This window comes from Acrocarpospora phusangensis (assembly GCF_016862995.1).
Taxonomy (GTDB): domain Bacteria; phylum Actinomycetota; class Actinomycetes; order Streptosporangiales; family Streptosporangiaceae; genus Acrocarpospora; species Acrocarpospora phusangensis.
In genome coordinates, this window is the sequence record NZ_BOOA01000069.1 from 20294 (window position 1) to 40675 (window position 20382).

Below are 20382 nucleotides of genomic sequence, written 5' to 3' on the forward strand. Positions count from 1 at the left end.
CGATATGCCGGAATCTAGCTGTGCAACCTGTCCAGGAGTAACAGTTAGGTTTCGGCATATTGACGCTGACATTGCGTATAGTGGACTCTTCGTGGGAGCGCTCCCAACGCAGACTCAACGCAGGGCCACGTTGTCGGGGACGGGCCCGGGAGGCGCCCCCAAACGAGATTCGGGAACCACCTGAGAGGGGTCCGGAATGATGAAGAACACGCGCCGCGGCAGGCTGCTCGCGGCCGTCGCGGTTGGCGCTCTAGCCTTGTCGGCCGCCGCCTGCGGTTCGGACGACCCCGCGCCGTCCGGCGCGGCCAGCGGCTCCGCCTCTGCCCCGGCGGAGAAGGTCGAGATCACCCTGCAGACCTTCGGCGGCGGCGAGAACTTCGCCTACGACGAGGCGGTCAAGGCCTGGAACGCCAGCCACCCCAACGTCCAGGTCAAGTACGTGAACCTGACCGACCGGTTCGAGGACACGTACCTGCCCCAGGTGCTCCAGTGGCTGGAGGCTGGCAGTGGCGCCGGCGACATCATCGGCATGGACGAGGGCGCCATGGGCCTCATGTCCGCCCGCCCGCAGTACTTCGCCGACCTGTCGCAGTACGGCCTGGACAGCCGCAAGGCCGACTTCCCCGAGTACAAGTGGAACACCGGCATCAACAAGGACGGCAAGCTCTACGCGCTCGGCACCGACATCGGCGGCATGGCCATGTGCTACCGCACCGACCTGTTCAAGCAGGCCGGCCTGCCCACCAACCGCGACGAGGTCTCGGCGCTCTGGCCGGACTGGAACGCCTACCTCGAGACCGGCAAGAAGTTCAAGGCCGCGATGCCCAAGGTCGGCTTCGTGGACGGCGCCAACACCGTCTACAACTCCGTCCTCGCGCAGGAGGCCGGCAAGAACGGCGGCCAGGTCTACTTCGACACCAACCAGACGCTCATCGTCGACAAGAACCCCGGTGTCAAGGCCGCCTTCGACTACGTGCAGCAGCTCAGCACGGCGGGCCTGACCGCCAAGCTGCGCTCCTGGACGGAGGAGTGGAACACCGGCCTGCAGAAGGGCAGCTTCGCCACGATGGGCTGCCCGAGCTGGATGCTCGGCGTCATCTCCGGCACCTCCGGCGAGGGCAACGCCAACAACTGGGACGTCGCGGCGGTGCCCGGCGGCAGCGGCAACTGGGGCGGCTCCTGGCTGATGGTGCCGTCGCAGAGCAAGCACCCGAAGGAGGCCGCCGAGGTCCTCAACTACCTCACCGGCAAGGACGGGCACGTCGCCGCCTTCAAGGAGGGCGGCAACTTCCCGAGCAGCCTCCCCGCGCAGCAGGACCCGGCCGTCGCGGACGCCAAGAACCCGTACTTCAACGACGCGCCGAGCGGGCCGATCTTCTCCGCCTCGGTCGCCAAGCTGTCGCCGGTGTTCTTCGGTGAGAAGCACGCCCAGGTGAAGGCCGCCGTGGAGGAGGTCCTCGTGGGCGCCGACCAGGGTTCGGTCAAGTGGGCCGACGCCTGGACCCGGTTCGTGGAGGAGGGCGTCAAGGCCTCGGGCTGACCCCCGGGCCGCGAACGTCACCGGCCCCCCGCAGCCCGCGGGCGGGCCGGTCGCCTCGACTCAGAGCGGCCAGTGCAGGGCTTCGGCCCCCCTGGCCGCTCCTTCCACGAAAGGTTGCAGTGATGAGCCTCGACGTCGACGCGGGCCATAGGACCCGCACGCTGCCGTCGAATCAACGGCGGCACGCCCGGCCGCCAGGACCCCGGCGGCTGTTGTCCTGGCTGGACCTGCGGGCAGCGCCCTACTTCTTCGTCTCGCCGTACTTCGTGCTCTTCGCGATCTTCGGCGTCTTCCCGCTGATCTTCACCCTCTGGGTGTCCCTGCACGACTGGCAGCTCGCGGGCGACAAGACCTTCATCGGCATGGAGAACTACACCGAGCTCCTCGCCGACGACAAGTTCTGGAACTCGGTCGTCAACACGGTCGCCATCTTCGTGATCGCCACGGTGCCGCAGCTGCTCCTGGCCCTGCTGCTGGCGAACGCGCTGAACAAGCGGCTGCGCGGCCGGCTGATCCTGCGGCTCAGCGTGCTCGCGCCGCTGGTCACCTCGGTGGTCGCGGTGGCCGTCGTCTTCACCCAGCTGTACGGACGCGACTACGGCATGGTCAACTGGCTGCTGAGCCTGGTCGGCGTGGAGCCCATCCACTGGCAGAACGCGAGCTGGTCGTCCTGGATCGCGATCGCCACGATGGTGGACTGGCGCTGGACCGGCTACAACGCGATCATCTACCTGGCCGCCATGCAGACCATTCCGAAAGACCTGTACGAGGCCGCGGCCATCGACGGCGCCAGCCCCCGCAAGCAGTTCTGGGGCATCACCGTCCCGCTGCTCAAGCCCACCATCATATTCACCGTCATCGTCTCCACGATCGGCGGTTTCACGCTGTTCGCCGAGCCGGTGATGTTCGGTTCCGGCCTCATGACCGGCGGCACCACGGGCCAGTTCCAGACGGTGGCCATGTTCATCGTCAAGGAGGGCTTCCGCGACTTCCAGTACGGCTACGCCGCCGCGGCGGCCTGGATCCTCTTCCTGCTGATCCTGATCTCCGCATTGATCAACTTCGCGCTCGTACGCGGACTCGGGAGATCACGATGACCACACTCACGCAGACCCGCCCGCCCGCCTCCCGCGCGGGCGCCAACCGGCTCGACCCGTTCCGGGCCACCCCGTTCACCAAGGCCATGCTGGCCCTGGCGATCTTCCTGTCGATCTTCCCGATCTACTGGATGATCATCATCGCGACCCGGAGCAACGAGGACGCGCACAGCGTGCCGCCGCCGTTCCTGCCGGGCGGCAACCTGGGCGAGAACATCCAGGCGGTGTTCGACGCCGAGAACGCCCACTTCATGACGGGCATCATCAACTCGATCATCATCGCGTCCACGGTCACCGTGGGCATCGTGGTGATCTCGACGCTGGCCGGCTTCGCCTTCGCCTCGCTCAACTTCCGCGGCCGCAACCTGTTGCTGCTGTCGGTGGTGCTGACCATGATGGTCCCCCTGCAGCAGATGGGCATCGTCCCGCTGTACCAGATGATGGTCACCCTGGGCTGGACGAACACCCTCAAGGCGGTCATCCTCCCGTTCCTGGTGAACGGGTTCGGCGTCTTCCTGATGACGCAGTACACCCGGCAGGCCGTGCCCCGCGAACTCGTCGAGGCGGCCCGGGTGGACGGCGCCAACACCCTGCGGATCTGGTGGAACGTCGCGGTCCCCGCGGTCCGGCCCGGCATGGCGGTGCTCGCCATCCAGACCTTCATGCTCATCTGGAACGAGTTCCTCTGGCCGTTGATCATCCTGACGCCGGACAACCCGACCGTCCAGGTGGCGCTCCGGGCCCTCAACGACCGATACTCCACCAACTACGTGCTCATCTTCGCGGGCACCACGATCTCCATCATCCCGCTCCTGCTGGTCTTCGTCCTCTTCGGCCGCCAGATCATCGGCGGACTCATGGAAGGCGCGGTCAAGGAGTGAGCCCGCGATCGGAAACCATTCACCTATCAAGCGCCTCGGTCACACGGCCGGCGAAGGAGGACTCGTGACCACCCACAAGCCAGACACCCAGCTCGAAACGCCAGGTCTGGTGTTTCCCACCGGTTTCGTCTGGGGTGCGGCCACCTCCGCGTACCAGATCGAGGGTGCGCTCGACGTCGACGGGCGCGGCCGGTCGATCTGGGACACCTTCTGCGCCACGCCCGGCCGTGTGGTCAACGGCGAGGACGCCCGGGTCGCGATCGACCACTACAACCGCTACCGGGACGACGTGCGCCTGATGGCCGACCTCGGCCTGTCCGCGTACCGGTTCTCGGTGTCCTGGTCCAGGATCCAGCCGCTGGGCAGCGGCGCGATCAACAACAAGGGCCTGGACTTCTACAAGAACCTGGTGGACGAGCTCCTCAGCTACGGGATCGACCCGTGGCTGACGCTCTACCACTGGGACCTTCCGCAGGCGCTGGAAGACGCGGGCGGCTGGCCGTCACGCGACACGTCGAAGCGCTTCGCGGACTTCGCGGCGGCGGTGCACGGCGCCCTCGGCGACCGGGTCAAGAACTGGAGCACCGTCAACGAGCCGTGGTGCGCGGCGCTTCTGGGGTACGCCTCTGGGGAGCACGCACCGGGACGGCGTGAGCCCGCCAAGGCGATCCACGCCGCGCACCACCTCAACCTGGCGCACGGCCTGGCCGTGGAGGCGATGCGCGCCCAGCACGCCGACTCCAGGATCGCCGGTTCCGTCAACCTCTACGCGGTGACCCCGGCCACCGAGAGCGAGGCGGACCAGGACGCGGCCCGGCGCGTCGACGGCCTGCAGAACCGCTTCTTCCTGGACGCGCTCATGTACGGCCGCTACCCGGAGGACGTGCTGGCCGACCTGAGCCACCTGACCACCCCGGACGAGTTCATCCAGGACGGCGACCTGGCGGCGATCGCGGCGCCGCTGGACATGCTGATGATCAACTACTACAGCCGGTTCACCGTGTCCGGCGCGCCCGGCGGGGCCCAGTCGGCCGCCGCCGCGCCCACGGACTCGGGCTCGCCGTGGGTCGGCAGCGAGCACGTCGGTTTCGTCAACGGGGGCCGCCCGGTGACGTCCATGGGATGGGAGGTGGACGGTACCGGCCTGTACGAGGTGCTCACCCGGCTGGCGCGCGAGTACCCGTCCATCCCGCTGTACATTTCAGAGAACGGCGCCGCCTACGACGACGTCCTCACCGAGGACGGCACCGTCCACGACGCGGAGCGGCGCGACTTCATCGATACCCACCTGCGTGTTTGTCACCAGGCCATCGAGGGTGGAGTGCCCCTGCAGGGCTACTTCGCCTGGTCCCTCATGGACAACTTCGAGTGGGCCTGGGGCTACGACAAGCGGTTCGGGCTGGTCTATGTGGACTATTCAACGCAGACGAGGATCCTGAAAGATAGCGCTCTCTGGTATGCCGAGACCATCCGGCACGGAGGCCTTCGGGGTCCGGCAGAATAGGCCCAAGTGATGAGGGGGCAGATTTGATGAACGGGGACCGCCGCTTGGCCGCCAGACCGACGCTCGAAGCGGTCGCGGCCAGGGCCGGGGTCGGGCGTGGCACGGTGTCACGGGTCATCAACGGGTCGCCGAAGGTGAGCGACAAGGCCCGCGACGCCGTGCTGCTCGCGATCGACGAACTCGGGTACGTGCCCAACCGGGCGGCCAGGACCCTGGTCACCAACCGGACCGACACCATCGCGCTGGTGGTGTCGGAGTCGGAGCAGCGGGTGTTCGACGAGCCGTACTTCGCCGGGCTCATCCGCGGCATCGGCTCGGCCCTGGCCGAGACCGGGCTGCAGCTCATCCTGAGCATGGCGCAGAACAGGAACGAGCACGACCGGCTGGAGAACTACCTGACCGGGCAGCACGTGGACGGCGTGCTGCTGACCTCGGTGCACGGCGCCGACCCGCTGCCCGGCCGGCTGGAGAACCTGGGCGTGCCGACCGTGCTGGGCGGCCGTCCCGTGGGGCTCAATCCGTACAGCTACGTGGACATGGACAACCGGGCGGGCGCCCGGCAGGCGGTGAAGTACCTGCTCGGCAACGGCCGGTCCCGGGTGGCCACGATCGCGGGCCCCCAGGACATGGGCGTGGGCGTGGACCGTCTCGCCGGGTACCGGGACGCGCTGCTGGCCACCGGCACGCCGGAGCGGGTGGCGTACGGCGACTTCTCCGAGGAGAGCGGCTCCACGGCGATGCGCGAGCTGCTGGACCGGCACGGCGACCTCGACGCGGTGTTCGCGGCCTCCGACCCGATGGCCGTGGGAGCGCTCCGAGTGCTCCGGGAGCGCGGCAGGTCCGTCCCGGGCGACGTCGCGCTGATCGGGTTCGAGGACTCCAAGGTCGCGCTGCACACCGATCCTCCCCTGACCAGCGTCCACCAGCCCACGGAGTCCATGGGCCGGCAGATGGTCCAGCTCCTGGTGGCCCGGATCAACGGCGAGCCCCTGGAACAGCCCGTGGTCATCCTGGACACCCACCTGGTGATCCGCGCCAGCACGTGACGACCGCCGCGGAACGGCCCTGCCGGCTCAGACCGGCAGGGCCGTTCGCGTTCAGTCGCTCATGGCCACCAGGACTCTGCGGGAGCCGGTGAACGGGCGGCGGCCGTGGCCGACCAGGATGTTGTCGATCAGGAGCACGTCACCGGTCCGCCAGTCCACGTCCACGGCGTTCTCCAGGCCGCGGTCGCGGGCCTGGATGACGTGGCCGGGCGGGATCGGGCTGCCGTCGGCGAAGGCGACCGACTGGGGCAGGTCCTCGGGTGGCATGATCTCGGCCAGCATGGCGGCGGTGTCGTCGCCGAGGGAGGCCGGGTGCCACTGGTCGGCCTGGTTGAACCAGACCTCGGCGCCGGTGACGGGGTGGCGGGTGGTCGCGGGCCGTACCTGGCTGACCCGGATGCCGCCGTCGGCCCGCCACTCCCATTCGGCGGCCGAGGCGTCCAGGAACGCCTCCACCTCGGGTCTGGAGTCCGTCTCGAAGGTGTCCTGCCAGCTCTTGCCCAGGCCCATGCCGCCGTGCAGGTTCTGGGTGTAGCGCACGCCCTTGGCGAAGTCGTCGCGTACGCCGGGGTCGAGGGACTCCAGCCAGCGCACGCCGTCCACCACCGGCGTGGCTCCCCCGGTGGCGGCGGCCCGGGCGCAGAAGAACAGCAGCCGGGACGGCCAGCCGGCCGCGTAGGACAGCTCGTTGTGCATGGAGATGGTGAACTCGGCCGGGTACTCCGTGGAGGTGTACACGTTCTGCCCCACCTTGGTGCGGGGCGAGTTGCCGTGCACGTAGGCGAGCCGGTTGGGCAGCAGCAGCTCCATCGGCCCTTCCAGGGTTTGCTCGGTGACCCCGAACCCGCGGAAGACCAGCGCCTTCTCCCGGACCAGCAGGTCGTCGACGGGGTTGGCGCGCAGGTAGTCGGCGAGGCTCTGCCCGGGGCTCTCGGGAGCGATCTCGAATGGCTGCCAGGTCATGGGCGGTCTCTCTTCGCTGAACTGAGGTGTCTTCTGAGTGCCAGGAGCTGGTGCGGGGTGAGTTCCGGCCGGGTACGGCGGGCCTGCCCGGACAGCTTCGCGATCAGCTCGGCCGCCCCCGCGATCCCGGCCGACGGATCCAGCCCCGCGGGCACCCGCCCGGTCAGGTCGCCGTCGGCGAGCACGTCCGCGAGCGCGGCGGCGGTCTCCCCCCAGCGGGCCGGCGGCAGCCAGGCGGCGAGCCCCAGCCGGGCCAGCCGGGCGGCGTTGTCCGGCCGGTCGGCGCCGTCGGCCAGCACCACCTGCGGGGTGCCGGCGGCCAGCGCGCGGGTGAGGGTGCCGATGCCGCCGTGGTGCACGACCGCGGAGACGCGCGGCATCACCCGCCGGAACGGCAGGCGGGGGAACCAGGTGGTCCCGGGCGGCAGCGGCCGGGGCACCAGGTCCTCGTGCGGCACCACCAGCAAGGCCGGGCGACCGGCGCAGCCGTCGAGGGCGGCCCGGTAGAACCGCGGGTTGAGCATGCGCCCGGTCCCGCCGCTGATCAGCACGGGCCGTTCCACCAGCGCCTCGTCCGCGCCGTCCGGCAGGTCCTCGTCGGCCTCGTCGGGCACGGCGAAGCCGGTGAGCCGGAAGCGGGCGGGGGCGCGCGCCCCGGCCTGGTCGAACCAGTCCGGCCAGAGGCCGATGTCGAGGTCGGCGCCGGCGAACCACCGCTGCCAGTCGGTGATCGGGGGCAGGCCGAGCCGGGCGCGCGTCTCGGTGAACCGGTCGGCGAGCTCGGTGCCGTACATGTGGGCGGCGAGGCGGGCGGACATGACCTGGATGGGCGAGACCGAAACCCAGGCCGCGGGCGCGCCGAGCAGTTCGGCCGCGAATCTGACCGAGACGGCCGAGGTGTGGCGGCCGACCAGGACGGTGTCGCCGGGCCGGTGCGCGGCGGTCAGCGCGCGGGTCTCCAGGAGCAGCTGCTCGAACAGGCCGTTGCGGAGGTAGAAGCCGAGCCAGCTTGACTCGCCCCGGGTGTCCATGAGATGGGCGGTGTCGGCCTGGTGGCGGGCGAACTCCTCCGCCGTGTCGATGGGGATGAAGTCCAGGTCGCAACGATCACGGTACGGCTCGTGGCTGATCAGCGTGACCTCGTGCCCATCCGACCTGAGCCGCTCGCCCAGCCGGACGAAGGGCAGCACGTCCCCGTCGGTGCCGTGGGTCACCATCAGTATCCGCGTCACACGCACCACTCCGGGTCGAGAAAACCACCTGACGGCGTCTTGGCCATGAAACTTTCATTTCCCTTGCATCGGTGGCCTGCGGTGAGTGATACTCCCATTCAGAGAGCGCTCTCTTGCGCACTTCCCCGACCCCGGAATGAGTACAAAGAAGCAGTACGGACGTATCCTTGTCAACCGGTGACCCCGATATCGGGAACGTCCTGGCGCGTCGCTTCACGCACTTCCTCATCGTCGAGGCCGTGACTTTTTTTAAGTATCATACTATCCTGGCCCAAGGCATGTGACCTGCACGAAGCCCACTGGAGGTGGACGCGCTCCCACGCTTGGCTATTTCTTGCGGATGTGACACGAAATCACCATGTGAGCGACCGTGTGACACGTCGGCCGCCTGTGGTCTTGCGCCATGGGATCGGTTCATTTAATCTCTTTGGGAGGCGCTGTGGGAGCGCTCCCATGCATTTATTGACTACGGCACCGAAATAAGGCGGCGGACCGAATTGGTACGTCGGCCGCTTTCGGCATGCGTGTGTTCGGAGTGCTCGCCCCATGTTCAAAGCTCGAAGAGGAGAGGCCACTCAGTGGCAGTGACATCCACCTCCACGTCGCCCTCAGCGCCGCGTTCGCCGATCGGAGGTCTGTCGCCCCTCCGTCAGGCCGCGCTCAACCGGCTGCTCCCTCCGCGCGCCAAGGCTCCGATCACGGGCGTGCCCCGGGACGGCGAGCCGCTCGCCTGCTCGTACGAGCAGCGCCAGATGTGGCTGGGCGCGCAGGTCCCCGGCACCGCGACGGCGCCCAACGCCACCCTCGGCCTCCGCCTGGACGGCCCGCTCGACCTGGCCGCCCTCACCGCCGCCCTGGACGGGGTGCTGGCCCGGCACGAGAGCCTGCGCACCACATACGAAGGGGACGAACCCCGCCAGCGCGTCCACGAGCCCTTCCCGATGCCGCTGGAGATCCACGACGCTCCCGAAGCCGCCGCCGCAGCCGCCGAGATCACCGCCCGCGCCGTCACCCACCGCTTCGACCTGCGCGAAGGCCCGGTGGTCAAGGCCACCCTGATCCGCCTGGCCGAGGAGTCGCACGCGCTGCTGGTGGTCTGCCACCACATCGCCGCCGACGGCTGGTCCATGAGCCTGCTCGCCGACGAACTCGCCACCCGGTACGGCGCCGCCCTGGCCGGCCGCGACCCCGCCCTGCCTCCCCTCCCGATCCAGTACGCCGACTACGCGGCCTGGTCCCGCGCCGAACTCACCCCCGAGGTGCTGGCCACCCGGGTGGAGCGCTGGCGGCGCACCCTGGACGGCGCGAGCGGCGTACGGCTGCCGATGCGCCGGGAGCGCCCCGCCCCCGAGGGCCGCAAGACCAGCACCCACTGGACGGACCTGGCCGAGGGCGTGCTGCCCCGGCTGCAGGCGGCCGGCGGGCCCGGCACGACCCCGTTCACCGCGCTGCTGACCGTCTTCACGATGCTGCTGGCCCGCTACACCGGCGAGCGCGACCTGACGCTGGCCTCCACCAACGGCGGCCGCCGCAGAGTCGAGCTGGAACCGCTGATCGGCTGCTTCGTCAGCGCCGTGCCGGTCCGGGGCGACCTGTCGGGCGACCCCACGTTCGCCGAGGTGGCGGCGCGGCTGCGCCGGTCGGTGGGCGGCGCGCTCACCAACCACGTGCCGCTGGCGCTGCTGGCCGAGCGCGCCTCCATCGACCTGGCCCTGCCGGTGAGCTTCTCGCTGCGCGGCTTCCGCGACCAGCGCGGCGGCGACTGGCCGGGCCTGACCGCGTCGGTCTGGGGGCACGAGGTCGACGACCTGGGCTACGAACTGTCGCTCCTGGTCCACCTGGACGGCGACCGGGCCGCCCTGGACTTCACCTACCGCAGGGACGTGCTCGACGACGACGCGGTCGAGCGCATGGCGCGGCACTTCCACTGGCTGGCCGGGCAGATCGCGGCCGACCCCGCCCGCCCGCTGTCGGCCCTGGAACTGGTGACGGACGAGGAGCGGGAGCGGATCCTAGGGCCGTGGAACGACTCGGCCGCGCCCTACCCGGAGCGGCCGCTGCCGGAGCTGCTCCAGGAGCGGCGGGACGGCACCGCCGTCGTCTTCGAGGGCGAGGCCACCGGCTACGCGCGGCTGCACGCGCGGGCCAACCAGATCGCCAACCGGCTGCGCGCGCTCGGCGTGGGCACCGAGTCCACGGTCGGCGTGCTGCTGGATCGTTCTCCCGACCTGATCGCGACGCTGCTGGGCGTCTGGCAGGCGGGCGCGGCCTACGTGCCGATGGATCCGGCGTTCCCGGCGCAGCGCATCGCCGACATGCTGGAGACCGCGGGCACCCGGCTGGTGGTGACGGAGGCCGCGTACGCGGAGCGGTTCCCCGGGATCGGCGTGCTGGACATCGCGGATCCGTCCATCGGGGCGGAGGCCGGGACGCCGCCGGGCGTGCCGTACGACCTCGACCGGCTGGCCTACCTGATCTTCACCTCGGGGTCGACCGGGCGGCCGAAGGGCGTGCAGGTCACCCATCGCGGCCTGGTCAACCACGTCTGGTGGGCGGTCCGGGAGCTGGCCTCGCGCGGCGACGGCGGCGCGCCGCTGCTGGGGTCGGTGGCGTTCGACCTGGTGGTGCCCAACCTGTGGGCGCCGCTGGTGGCCGGGCAGACCGTCACGGTGCTGCCGCAGGACGTGGACATGGGCGAGCTCGGCCCGATCCTGGCACGCTCCGGGCCCTTCAGCTTCATCAAGCTCACCCCCGGCCACCTGGAGGTGCTCGGCCACCAGCTGGACGACGAGCAGGCCGGAGGGCTGGCCGAGGTGATCGTGGTGGCGGGCGAGGCGCTGCCCGGCTCGCTGGCCGACCGCTGGCTGGAGATCCTCGGCCCCGGCCGCCTGATCAACGAGTACGGCCCCACCGAGGCGTCCGTCGGCACCTGCGTCTACCCGATCACGGTACGCCAGCACCACGAGGTCGTCCCGATCGGCCACCCCCTGCCCAACATGCGCATGTACGTCCTGGACCCGGCCGGAAAGCTCGTCCCCGCCGGAGTGCCGGGCGAGCTGTACGTCGGCGGCGTCGGCGTCTCCCGCGGCTACATGAACCGCCCCGACCTCACCGCGGAGCGTTTCGTCGAGTTCGAGGGCGAGCGCGTCTACCGCACCGGCGACCGGGTCCACTGGCTCCCGGACGGCAACGTCGCCTTCCTGGGCCGCTTCGACGACCAGGTCAAGATCCGCGGCTACCGGATCGAGCTGGACGAGGTCCGCGCCGCCCTGCTGGACCATCCGGGCGTCCGGGACGCGGTGGCCGCCGTGCACGAGGACCGCCTGGTCGCCTACTACGTGGCGTCCGGCGAGACGGGCGGGCCGGACGGCCTGGCGGAGCACTGCGCGCTGCGGCTGCCCGAGTACATGGTCCCCGTGGTCTTCACCGAGCTGGACGCGATCCCCCTCAACGCCAACGGCAAGGTGGACAGGAAGGCCCTGCCCGCGCCGGCCGCGGCCGTGGTCACGAGCACGGTCGCGCCCCGCACCGAGACCGAGCGGGTGATCGCGGACGTCTGGCGGGAGGTGCTCGGCCGGGACGAGGTGGGCGTCGAGGACGACTTCACGGCGCTCGGCGGCCACTCGCTGCTGATGATCCGGATGATCGCCCGGCTCCGCCAGGTCCTGCCGGAGCGCCCGGTCAGCGTGCTGGACGCCATCGCCAACCGTACGGTGGCCGCGCTGGCCGCCCTCGTGGACGCCTCCGGCGAACCCGCCGGCGCCGGGGAGCGGGGCCGGGGGCTGCTGGTGCGCCTCACTCCCCCGGGTCCGGCCACGACCACGCTGGTCTGCGTGCCGTACGGCGGCGGAAGCGCGGTCGTCTACCAGGCCCTCGCCGACGCGGTGCCCAAGGGGGTGGCGCTGCACGCGGTCGCGCTGCCGGGCCACGAACTGGGCGTCGAGGAGGAGACGCTGCCCTTCCACGAGGCCGCCGAGCGGGTGGCCGCCGAGATCCTCGCCACCGTGCGCGGCCCCCTCGTCCTGTACGGCCACTGCGTCGGCAGCGCCCTCACCACCGAGATCGCCCGCCGGGTGGAGAGCGCCGGGCGCGCGATCGACGCCGTGTACATCGGCGGCAGCTTCCCGTTCGCCGCCCCGCGCACCGGCTTCAGCGGCGTGCTGGCCCGCTGGTTCCGGCGCGAGCGCACGCTCAACGACAACGGCGAGGCCAACTGGCTGCGCGCCATCGGCGCCGACCTGGAGGGCCTGGACGTCGAGCAGGTCGAGAGCATCGTGCGGACCATGCGCGGCGACGCCCGCGCGGGCGAGGAGTACTTCACCGACCTGATCGAGACCGGCGCGCCGCTGCTGTCCGCGCCGGTCATCTCCATCGTCGGCAGCCGGGACCCGATCACCGACTACTACCCGGAGCGCTACCGGGACTGGCACGTCACCGCCGGGACCACGGCGCTGGTCGTCGTCGACGAGGCCGGCCACTACTTCCTGCGCTACCGCGCGGCCGAGCTGGCGAAGATCATCACGACCGTGCACACCTCGCTGGACGGCCCGCACGAGGCCGCGACCTGGCGCAAGGAGGCGGTCTCCCGGGAGGCCCCGCCCGCCGACGCCCGGCTCGGCCGGTTCCTGCGGGTGGCCGGCGGCCAGATGGTGTCGATGATCGGCACCGCGATGACCGAGTTCGCGGTGCCCATCTGGGCGTACCTGCAGACCGGCTCGCTGCTCCAGTTCAGCCTGTTCGCGATCATCGCCCTGGTGCCCGGCCTGGTGCTGGCGCCGGTCGTGGGCGCGCTGATCGACCGTACCGATCGCCGAAAGGCCATGCTGGCCGGCGACGGCGCCTGCCTCACCCTGCAGGGCGTCATGCTGGCGCTGCTGCTCACCGGCAACCTCTCCATGCCCGCCCTGTACGGAATCCTCGTGCTGCTCTCGATCTCGCTCACGGTGCAGCGCCTGGCCTGGGCGGCGGCGGTGCCACAGCTGGCGCCCAAGCACTACCTGGGCCACGCCGGCGGGGTGCTCCAGCTCGGCAACGCCATCGGCCGCCTGATGGTCCCGCTGTTCGCGGTGGGCGTGCTGGCCGCGATCGGCCTGGACGGCATCCTGGTCGCCAACGTGGCCTGCTACGTGGTGGCCGTCACCGTGACGCTGCTCACGCCGTTCCCGAAGCGGCTGGGCTGGACCCGGCGGGAGAGCGTCGGCGCGGAGATCCGCAACGGCTTCCGCTACCTGTGGCGGCGGCGCGGCCTGCGGGCCATGGCGGCGACCATGTTCACCGTCAACTTCTTCCTGTTCACCGCGTTCGTGATGATCTCGCCGCTGGTGCTGTCGATCGGGGACCTGGCCGACACCGGCCGGATCGCGGTGATCGCCGGCGTCGGCGCGGTGGCGGGCGGCTTCGCCATCTCGATCTGGGGCGGCCCCAAGCGCCGCCGGATGTCCGGCATGCTCGCCGCGGTGGGGGTCGTGGCGGTGTTCGCCTTCGCCATGGGCCTGCGCCCGTCGCTGGCGCTGATCGCGGTCTGCGCGGCCGGGATGGCGCTGATGATGTCGATCAGCGACGGCATCTGGATCACGATCATCCACGCGAAGGTGCCGCAGCGCTACCACGCGCGGGTGATCTCGATCAACCAGATGCTGGCCATGTCCACCCAGCCGATCGGGCTGGCCGTGCAGGCGTGGGCGGCCGGGCTGGTCTTCGAACCGCTGATGCGGGAGGGCGGCGCGCTGGCGCCCACCGTGGGCGCGCTGATCGGGGTGGGCGAGGGCCGCGGCATCGGCCTGCTCTACCTGATCTGCGGCCTGGCCATGGCCGTCACCATCGTGATCGCGCTGCGGCACCCGGCGCTCGCGCACTTCGACCGGGACACTCCCGACGCCGAACCGGACGACCTGGTCGGCCTCGCGGAGCTGAACGCCAGAAAGTCTCCCGCTGAAAGGAACCCGGCATGACCCCCACTGAGTCGGCCGTCTCGGAGATCTGGACCGAACTGCTCGGGCAGGCTCCGCCGACCGTCCACGACGACTTCTTCGAGCTCGGCGGCCAGTCGCTGACCATGGTCCAGTTCCTGGCCAGAGTCGAGGAGCAGTACGGCGTCGAGCTCCCCATCGACGTGCTGTTCACCTCCGGGTTCACGGTCGCCGAGGCGGCCAAGGCGATCGACCAGGGCCGGCTGGAGGCGGTCGGCGAGCAGGAGCTGGCCGAGCTGCTCAAGCACCTGGAGGGCATGTCCGACGAGGAGATCAGCGAACTGCTCTCGGAAGACGCATGAGGATACTGCTGGCCCAGAACATGTTCCACCTGCCGAGCCACGGCGGGGCGAACAAGTCCAACCGGGTCCTGCTCGAACAGCTCGCGGCGCGCGGCCACGAGTGCCATGTGGTGGCGCCCATGTCGGGCGCCCTCCGGGCCACCTCCGTGGACGAGCACGTCGCCTACCTGCAGCGGATCGGCGCGACGGTCAAGTCGGTGACCGGGGACGGGGTCGAGTACACCTACCAGGGCGTGCACGCCTGCGCGGTCGCGCGGGCGCCGCAGCTGGCCGCCCGGGTCGGCGAGGTGGCCGCCGAGGTCAAGCCGGACTGGACGCTGGTGCCGTCCGACGACCCCGGCCTGCTCATGCTGGGAGCCGCGCTGAAGGCGACGCCGGAGCGGGTGGTCTATCTCGCGCACACGCTCCAGCAGCTGCCGTTCGGCCCCGGCGCGTTCTACCCGAGCGCGGCCGGGACCCGGATGGTGAAGCGGGCGGCGAGCGTGCTGGCGGTCAGCAAGGCGGCGCAGTCGTACCTGGAGCGCTGGGGCGAACTGCGGTCGGCGCTGCTCTACCCGCACATCTACGGCGACCCGCCGGAACGCGCCGACGGCACGTACGTGACGATGATCAACCCGTGCGGCTACAAGGGCCTGGCCATCCTGCTCGGCCTGGCCGACGCCCGCCCGGACGTGCCGTTCCTGGCGGTGCCCACCTGGGGGGCTACCCCGCCGGAGCTGGCCGAGCTGGCCGGGCGGCCGAACATCACGGTGATCGAGCCGTCCGACGAGATCGACGACATCCTGGCCAGGACCCGGGTGCTGCTGATGCCCTCGCTGTGGGACGAGACGTTCGGCTACACCTGCGTGGAGGCGATGGCGCGCGGCATCCCGGTGCTCGCCTCGGACGTGGGCGGGCTGGCCGAGGCCAAGCTCGGCGTGCCGTACCTGCTGCCGGTCCGGCGGATCGAGAAGTACGAGTCGGCCGGGCACGCGCGGCCTGTCCCGGTGGTGCCGGAACAGGACCTGGGGCCGTGGGCGGACGCGCTGTCGGCGGTGCTCGCCCACCCCGACCTGTACCGCGAGCTGTCGCGGCGTTCCCGCGCGTCCGCCCGCGACTTCATCGCCTCCCTGGACGAGGACGCGCTGGAGACCCACCTCACCGCGCTGCGGCCGAACCGGCGGCAGGCCGCCCTGGCGGCGCTCGCGGCCCGGAAGAAGGAAGGCAGGACGACCACCACATGATCGGCGCGATTGTGGAGCGGGTACGGGCGCTGACGCCCGTGGCCGACGCGGATCTGGAGCGCATGCTCAGGATCAGGCACTTCGAGCGGGCGCTGCTGCGCCTGTTCGAGCGCGGCCAGCTCAACGGCACGACGCACACCTGCCTGGGCCAGGAGCACGTCCCGGTGGCGGTCAGCGGCCTGCTCGACCCGGACGACTACGTGTTCAGCAACCACCGCGGCCACGGCCACTTCCTGGCCAGGCACGACGAGCCGCACGCGCTGCTGGCCGAGATCATGGGCCGGCAGGGCGCGGTCTGCAACGGGGTGGGCGGCAGCCAGCACGTCTACCACGGGCGGTTCCTGTCCACCGGGGTCCAGGGCGAGAGCCTGCCGGTGGCGGTGGGGGTGGCGCTGCGGCTGAAGCGGGTCACGCCGGGACGGCTCGCCTGCGCGTACGTGGGGGACGGGACCTGGGGTGAGGGGTCGGTCTACGAGGCGCTGAACATGGCGCAGCTGTGGCGGGCGCCGCTGCTGGTCGTGGTGGAGCACAACGGGATCGCGCAGTCCACGCCGACGGGCGCGCAGATGTCCGGCTCGATCGCGGGCCGCGCGGCGGCGTTCGGCGTGCGGCACCACCGGATCGACTCGGTGGACGTGAACGTGATCAGGCACGAGCTGGCCCCGCTGGTGGCGGCGGTCAGGTCCGAGTCCCGGCCGGCGGTGGCCGAGATCAGGGTGCATCGGGCCGGCCCGCACAGCAAGGGCGACGACACCCGCACCCCCGAGGAGCTGCGGGAGGCCGCCGAGGGCGACTGGCTGCCCGCCTACGCGGACTCCTTCCCCGAGCAGTTCGCCCGGCTGGACGAGGAGCAGCGGGCCTTCATCGGCCGGGTCGTGGACGACGTGCTGATCCGCCCGGCGTCGGACTGGGAGCGGCCATGAGGGTCGCCGAGCACCTGAACGAGGCGCTGCACGCGCTGCTGGACGCCGACCCCTCGGTGCACGTGCTGGGCGAGGACATCGCCGACCCCTACGGCGGCGCCTTCAAGATCACCAAGGGCCTGTCCAGCAAGCACGGCTCCCGGGTCATCTCCACCCCGCTCAGCGAGGGCGGCATCGTGGGCGTCGGCGCCGGCCTCGCCCTGGCGGGCGACCGCGCCATCGTCGAGATCATGTTCGGCGACTTCGCCGCGCTCGCCTTCGACCAGCTGCTCAACTTCGCCAGCAAGTCCACCACCATGTACGGCAGGCGCGTGCCCATCCCCCTGGTCGTACGCTGCCCCACCGGCGGCCGGCGCGGCTACGGCCCCACCCACAGCCAGAGCCTGCAGAAGCACTTCATCGGCATCCCCGGCCTCGACCTGTACGAGCTGAGCCCGTTCCACGACGCGCACGCCCTGCTGGCCACCATGTTCGCCCGCCAGAACCCCTGCGTGCTGTTCGAGGACAAGGTCCTCTACACCCGCCGGGTCTGCCGCGAGGGCGTCGTGGACGACCTGTTCCGGTTCGAGCTCACCGGCGGCTGGGCCCGCGTGTACGCCGACGGCGACGTGCCCCCCGACTGCGTGATCATCGCCCCCGGAGGCCTGACCGACCGCTGCCTGGAGGCCATGCGCGACCTGCTCATGGAGGACGAGATCACCTGCGAGCTCCTGGTCCCCGAACGCCTCTACCCGCTCGACCCCGCGCCTGTCATGCCGATCCTGCGCGGCGTGCGCACGGTCTGCGTGGCCGAGGACGGCTCCGCGGGCGGCACCTGGGGCGCCGAGGTGGCCCGGCTGCTCCATCCCGAGCTGTGGGCCTCCCTGTCCGGGCCGATCCGGCTGGTCAGCGCGGCCGACTCGATCATCCCCACGGCCGCGCACCTGGAACGCGAGGTCCTGGTCCAGGCGGACACCATCAGGAAGGCGGTGCTGGCGTGACCGAGGTCAGGGTGCCCAAGCTCAACAACAACGACACCAGCTACATCCTGGTCGAGTGGCTGGCCGCCGACGGCGACGCGGTGGCGATCGGCGACCCGCTGGTGGTGGTGGAGACCTCCAAGACCGCCGAGGAGCTGCTGGCCGAGGACGCGGGCATCCTGCGCCGGGTGGTGGCCGAGGGCGCCGACTGCGAGCCGGGCCAGCTGATCGCCCGGCTCCAGCGTCCCGGCGAGACGGAGACGGCGGAGGCGGTGCCCGCCGTCACGGCTGCCACAGCGACCACGGCGGCCAGTTCGGCCAGTTCGGCCAGTTCGGCCAGGGAGTCCGGGGGGACGGCCGGGCCCGGTCTCGGCGGAACCGGGGACCTCGCGGATCTCGGGGACCTCGGGGATCTCGTCGTCACCGCGCCCGCGCGGGCACTCATGGAGGAGCTGGGCGTGCCCGCCGAGCGGCTGCGCACGCTGGGCAAGAAGGTGATCCGCCGCGAGGACGTGGCGGCGCTCGCCGCCCCGGGTCCCGGCTCCCGCGCCGGGCTGGTCGCGCTGAGCAAGGCGCAGCGGCTGACCGGCGAGGTGGTACGGCGCTCGCACGAGACCATCCCGGCCGCCTTCACCGCCGTCAAGGTCGACGTGACCGGCACCGCCAAGCTCACCCGCGACCTGTCCCGGCACGCCCGTACCCTGATCGGCCTGTCCGAGCTGCTGGTGAAGGCCGTCGCCGACCAGCGGGCCGACTTCCCGCTGATGTTCGCCACCCTGGTGGAACCCGGCTACGTACGGCTGGCCGAGGCCTCCCACGTGGGCGTGACCATCGACGTCGGGAAGGGCCTGTTCATCCCGGTCGTCAGGGACGCCGACACCCGCCCGCTGGACGCGGTGGCCCGCGAGCTCATGGACCACCGGATGACCGCGCTGCGCGGCAGCTTCCGGGAGCGGGACCTGGAGGGCGCCAACATCGCCGTCACCCTGCACAACGACGGCGCGGTGACCGTGGCCGTGCCGATCGTCTATCCGGGCCACGTCTGCGCGCTGTCGCTGGCCGCGACCCAGCAGGAGGTGGTGGCCGCCGATGATGGTTTCACGGTCCGGCAGACCGTGCAGCTGGGCCTCGCCTTCGACCATCGCGTGGTCAACGGGCGGGACGCCGCGATGTTCCTGGGCGCGGTGAAGCAGATGCTGGAGACGCCGCGGCGATGGCTGGAATAACCCGGCGTACGGTATTCCTGCCGATACCGCCCAGTTGTGGCGATACCCATCTAGGAGGCCCATGAACGCCTTGCGGTTCCCCAGCGAATTCGTCTGGGGCGCGTCCACGTCCGCGTACCAGATCGAGGGAGCGACCAAGGAGGACGGGCGGGGGGTGTCCATCTGGGACACCTTCGCCGCCACGCCGGGAAAGGTGCGCAACGGCGACACCGGCGACCCGGGCGCCGACCACTACCACCGCTACGCGCAGGACCTGGACCTGATGCGCGAGCTCGGACTGCGCAGCTACCGGTTCTCGGTGGCCTGGCCGCGGATCCAGCCCAACGGCTCGGGCAAGCCCAACCAGAAGGGCCTGGACTTCTACCGGCGGCTGGTCGACGGCCTGGTGGACCGCGGCATCCGGCCGATGGTGACGCTGTTCCACTGGGACCTGCCGCAGGCGCTGCAGGACGCGGGCGGCTGGGAAAGCCGGGACACGGCGCTGCGGTTCGCCGAGTACGCGGAGATCGTCTTCGGCGCGCTGCACACCCGGGACTGGCTGACGATCAACGAGCCCAAGACGGTGGTCGACTGCGGCTACCGCCAGGGCGTGCACGCGCCGGGGATCGCGGACTGGGACCGCGCCCTGGTCGCCTGCCACCACCTGCTGCTGGCGCACGGCCTGGCCTCCCGCCTGCTGCACGAGCGGCACCCGGGCCGCCGGATCGGACCCGCGCTCAACCTGCACCCCACCTACCCGGCCGAGGACACCCAGGCGTGCCGGGACGCGGCCGAGCGGCAGGACGTCATCGAGAACCGGCTCTACCTGGACCCGATCTTCAAGGGCTACTACCCCGAGGAGACGCTGCCGGCCGACCGGAGCCACATCAGGGAGGGCGACCTGGCGGTGATCAGCGAGCCGATCGACCTGCTCGCCGTGCAGTACTACACGCCGGTCTTCGTCGGCCCCGACCAGCTCCGGGTGATCAAGCACACGACCCGGCAGGCCGGCTGGCTGGAGGACTACCCCGACGGCTTCCACGACATCCTGACCCGGGTCCACCGCGACTATCCCGCGGTCCCCTTGGTCATCACCGAGAACGGCCTGGCCACCGACGACGAGCCCGGCCCCGACGGCCGCGTCGCCGACGAGGACCGCGTCTCGTACCTGCGCGGGCACCTGGCCGCGATGCACCGCGCCATGAAGGCGGGCGTCCCGGTCGAGGGCTACCACGTCTGGTCGCTCATGGACAACTACGAGTGGGCCGAGGGCTACGCCCAGCGCTTCGGCATCGTGCACGTCGATTTCGAATCCCAGAAACGCACCCCGAAAGACAGCGCCATCTGGTACCGCGATCTGATCAGAACCGGAGAACTCCACTAACCGCCCGATTACCCCGGGCCAATTAGTTGACTATCCAGCCAAAATCCACTTAACTAATGGGAGCGCTCCCACACCCTCTTTATTCACCACGTAAACTGGTCAAGTACCAGTCAACCCCGGCGGGCAACCGCCGCCCCATAAGTCGTATGCCCGG

The 20382-nt window shown here is 70.9% G+C and carries 14 protein-coding genes; 12 read left to right on the forward strand and 2 right to left on the reverse strand.

The window, feature by feature from the left end; translation table 11 throughout:
- Positions 1 to 196: 196 nt before the first annotated feature.
- The 5 genes from Aph01nite_RS31320 (at position 197) to Aph01nite_RS31340 (ending at position 6068) form a co-directional block, all read left to right on the forward strand.
- On the forward strand, positions 197 to 1540 hold the full coding sequence (locus Aph01nite_RS31320; RefSeq protein WP_204044644.1) for an ABC transporter substrate-binding protein: 1344 nt from the start codon (positions 197 to 199) through the stop codon (positions 1538 to 1540).
- A 122-nt stretch (positions 1541 to 1662) separates the two neighbouring features.
- The gene (locus Aph01nite_RS31325) at positions 1663 to 2637 is read left to right on the forward strand and encodes a carbohydrate ABC transporter permease (RefSeq protein ID WP_204044645.1); all 975 of its coding nucleotides are present in this window, start codon (positions 1663 to 1665) and stop codon (positions 2635 to 2637) included.
- Positions 2634 to 3518 (forward strand): carbohydrate ABC transporter permease, encoded by an 885-nt coding sequence (locus Aph01nite_RS31330; protein ID WP_204044646.1) that lies wholly within the window; start codon positions 2634 to 2636, stop codon positions 3516 to 3518. The genes Aph01nite_RS31325 and Aph01nite_RS31330 overlap by 4 nt, the downstream gene beginning before the upstream one ends.
- Positions 3519 to 3582: 64 nt before the next feature.
- On the forward strand, positions 3583 to 5022 hold the full coding sequence (locus tag Aph01nite_RS31335) for a GH1 family beta-glucosidase (protein ID WP_204044647.1): 1440 nt from the start codon (positions 3583 to 3585) through the stop codon (positions 5020 to 5022).
- A 26-nt stretch (positions 5023 to 5048) separates the two neighbouring features.
- Entirely contained in the window at positions 5049 to 6068 is a 1020-nt protein-coding gene (locus Aph01nite_RS31340; protein ID WP_204044648.1) for a LacI family DNA-binding transcriptional regulator, read from the forward strand.
- A 51-nt stretch (positions 6069 to 6119) separates the two neighbouring features.
- Here Aph01nite_RS31340 and Aph01nite_RS31345 read toward each other — a convergent pair whose 3' ends face one another.
- Complete coding sequence (locus tag Aph01nite_RS31345) at positions 6120 to 7031, reverse strand: TauD/TfdA family dioxygenase (RefSeq protein WP_204044649.1); 912 nt, start codon at positions 7029 to 7031, stop codon at positions 6120 to 6122.
- A complete protein-coding gene (locus Aph01nite_RS31350; protein WP_204044650.1) occupies positions 7028 to 8263 on the reverse strand; it encodes a glycosyltransferase in 1236 nt (411 codons plus the stop codon). Before Aph01nite_RS31350 ends, Aph01nite_RS31345 begins: the two co-directional genes overlap by 4 nt.
- 578 nt (positions 8264 to 8841) lie before the next feature.
- Between Aph01nite_RS31350 and Aph01nite_RS31355 the strand changes: the two genes are divergently transcribed.
- The 7 genes from Aph01nite_RS31355 to Aph01nite_RS31385 all read left to right on the forward strand — a co-directional run bounded on the left by Aph01nite_RS31355 (position 8842) and on the right by Aph01nite_RS31385 (position 20228).
- Positions 8842 to 14214 carry a non-ribosomal peptide synthetase/MFS transporter gene (locus Aph01nite_RS31355; RefSeq protein WP_204044651.1) on the forward strand — a complete coding sequence of 1791 codons (5373 nt, stop codon included), beginning with the start codon at positions 8842 to 8844 and terminating at the stop codon, positions 14212 to 14214.
- Positions 14211 to 14534 carry a phosphopantetheine-binding protein gene (locus Aph01nite_RS31360; protein ID WP_204044652.1) on the forward strand — a complete coding sequence of 108 codons (324 nt, stop codon included), beginning with the start codon at positions 14211 to 14213 and terminating at the stop codon, positions 14532 to 14534. Before Aph01nite_RS31355 ends, Aph01nite_RS31360 begins: the two co-directional genes overlap by 4 nt.
- Complete coding sequence (locus tag Aph01nite_RS31365; RefSeq protein WP_204044653.1) at positions 14531 to 15757, forward strand: glycosyltransferase family 4 protein; 1227 nt, start codon at positions 14531 to 14533, stop codon at positions 15755 to 15757. The genes Aph01nite_RS31360 and Aph01nite_RS31365 overlap by 4 nt, the downstream gene beginning before the upstream one ends.
- The gene (locus Aph01nite_RS31370) at positions 15754 to 16680 is read left to right on the forward strand and encodes a thiamine pyrophosphate-dependent dehydrogenase E1 component subunit alpha (protein ID WP_204044654.1); all 927 of its coding nucleotides are present in this window, start codon (positions 15754 to 15756) and stop codon (positions 16678 to 16680) included. The genes Aph01nite_RS31365 and Aph01nite_RS31370 overlap by 4 nt, the downstream gene beginning before the upstream one ends.
- A complete protein-coding gene (locus tag Aph01nite_RS31375; protein ID WP_204044655.1) occupies positions 16677 to 17660 on the forward strand; it encodes an alpha-ketoacid dehydrogenase subunit beta in 984 nt (327 codons plus the stop codon). The genes Aph01nite_RS31370 and Aph01nite_RS31375 overlap by 4 nt, the downstream gene beginning before the upstream one ends.
- Entirely contained in the window at positions 17657 to 18865 is a 1209-nt protein-coding gene (locus Aph01nite_RS31380; RefSeq protein ID WP_204044656.1) for a 2-oxo acid dehydrogenase subunit E2, read from the forward strand. Before Aph01nite_RS31375 ends, Aph01nite_RS31380 begins: the two co-directional genes overlap by 4 nt.
- A gap of 61 nt (positions 18866 to 18926) precedes the next feature.
- Positions 18927 to 20228: a GH1 family beta-glucosidase gene (locus tag Aph01nite_RS31385; protein WP_204044657.1), complete on the forward strand. Its 1302-nt coding sequence runs from the start codon at positions 18927 to 18929 to the stop codon at positions 20226 to 20228.
- Positions 20229 to 20382: the final 154 nt, after the last annotated feature.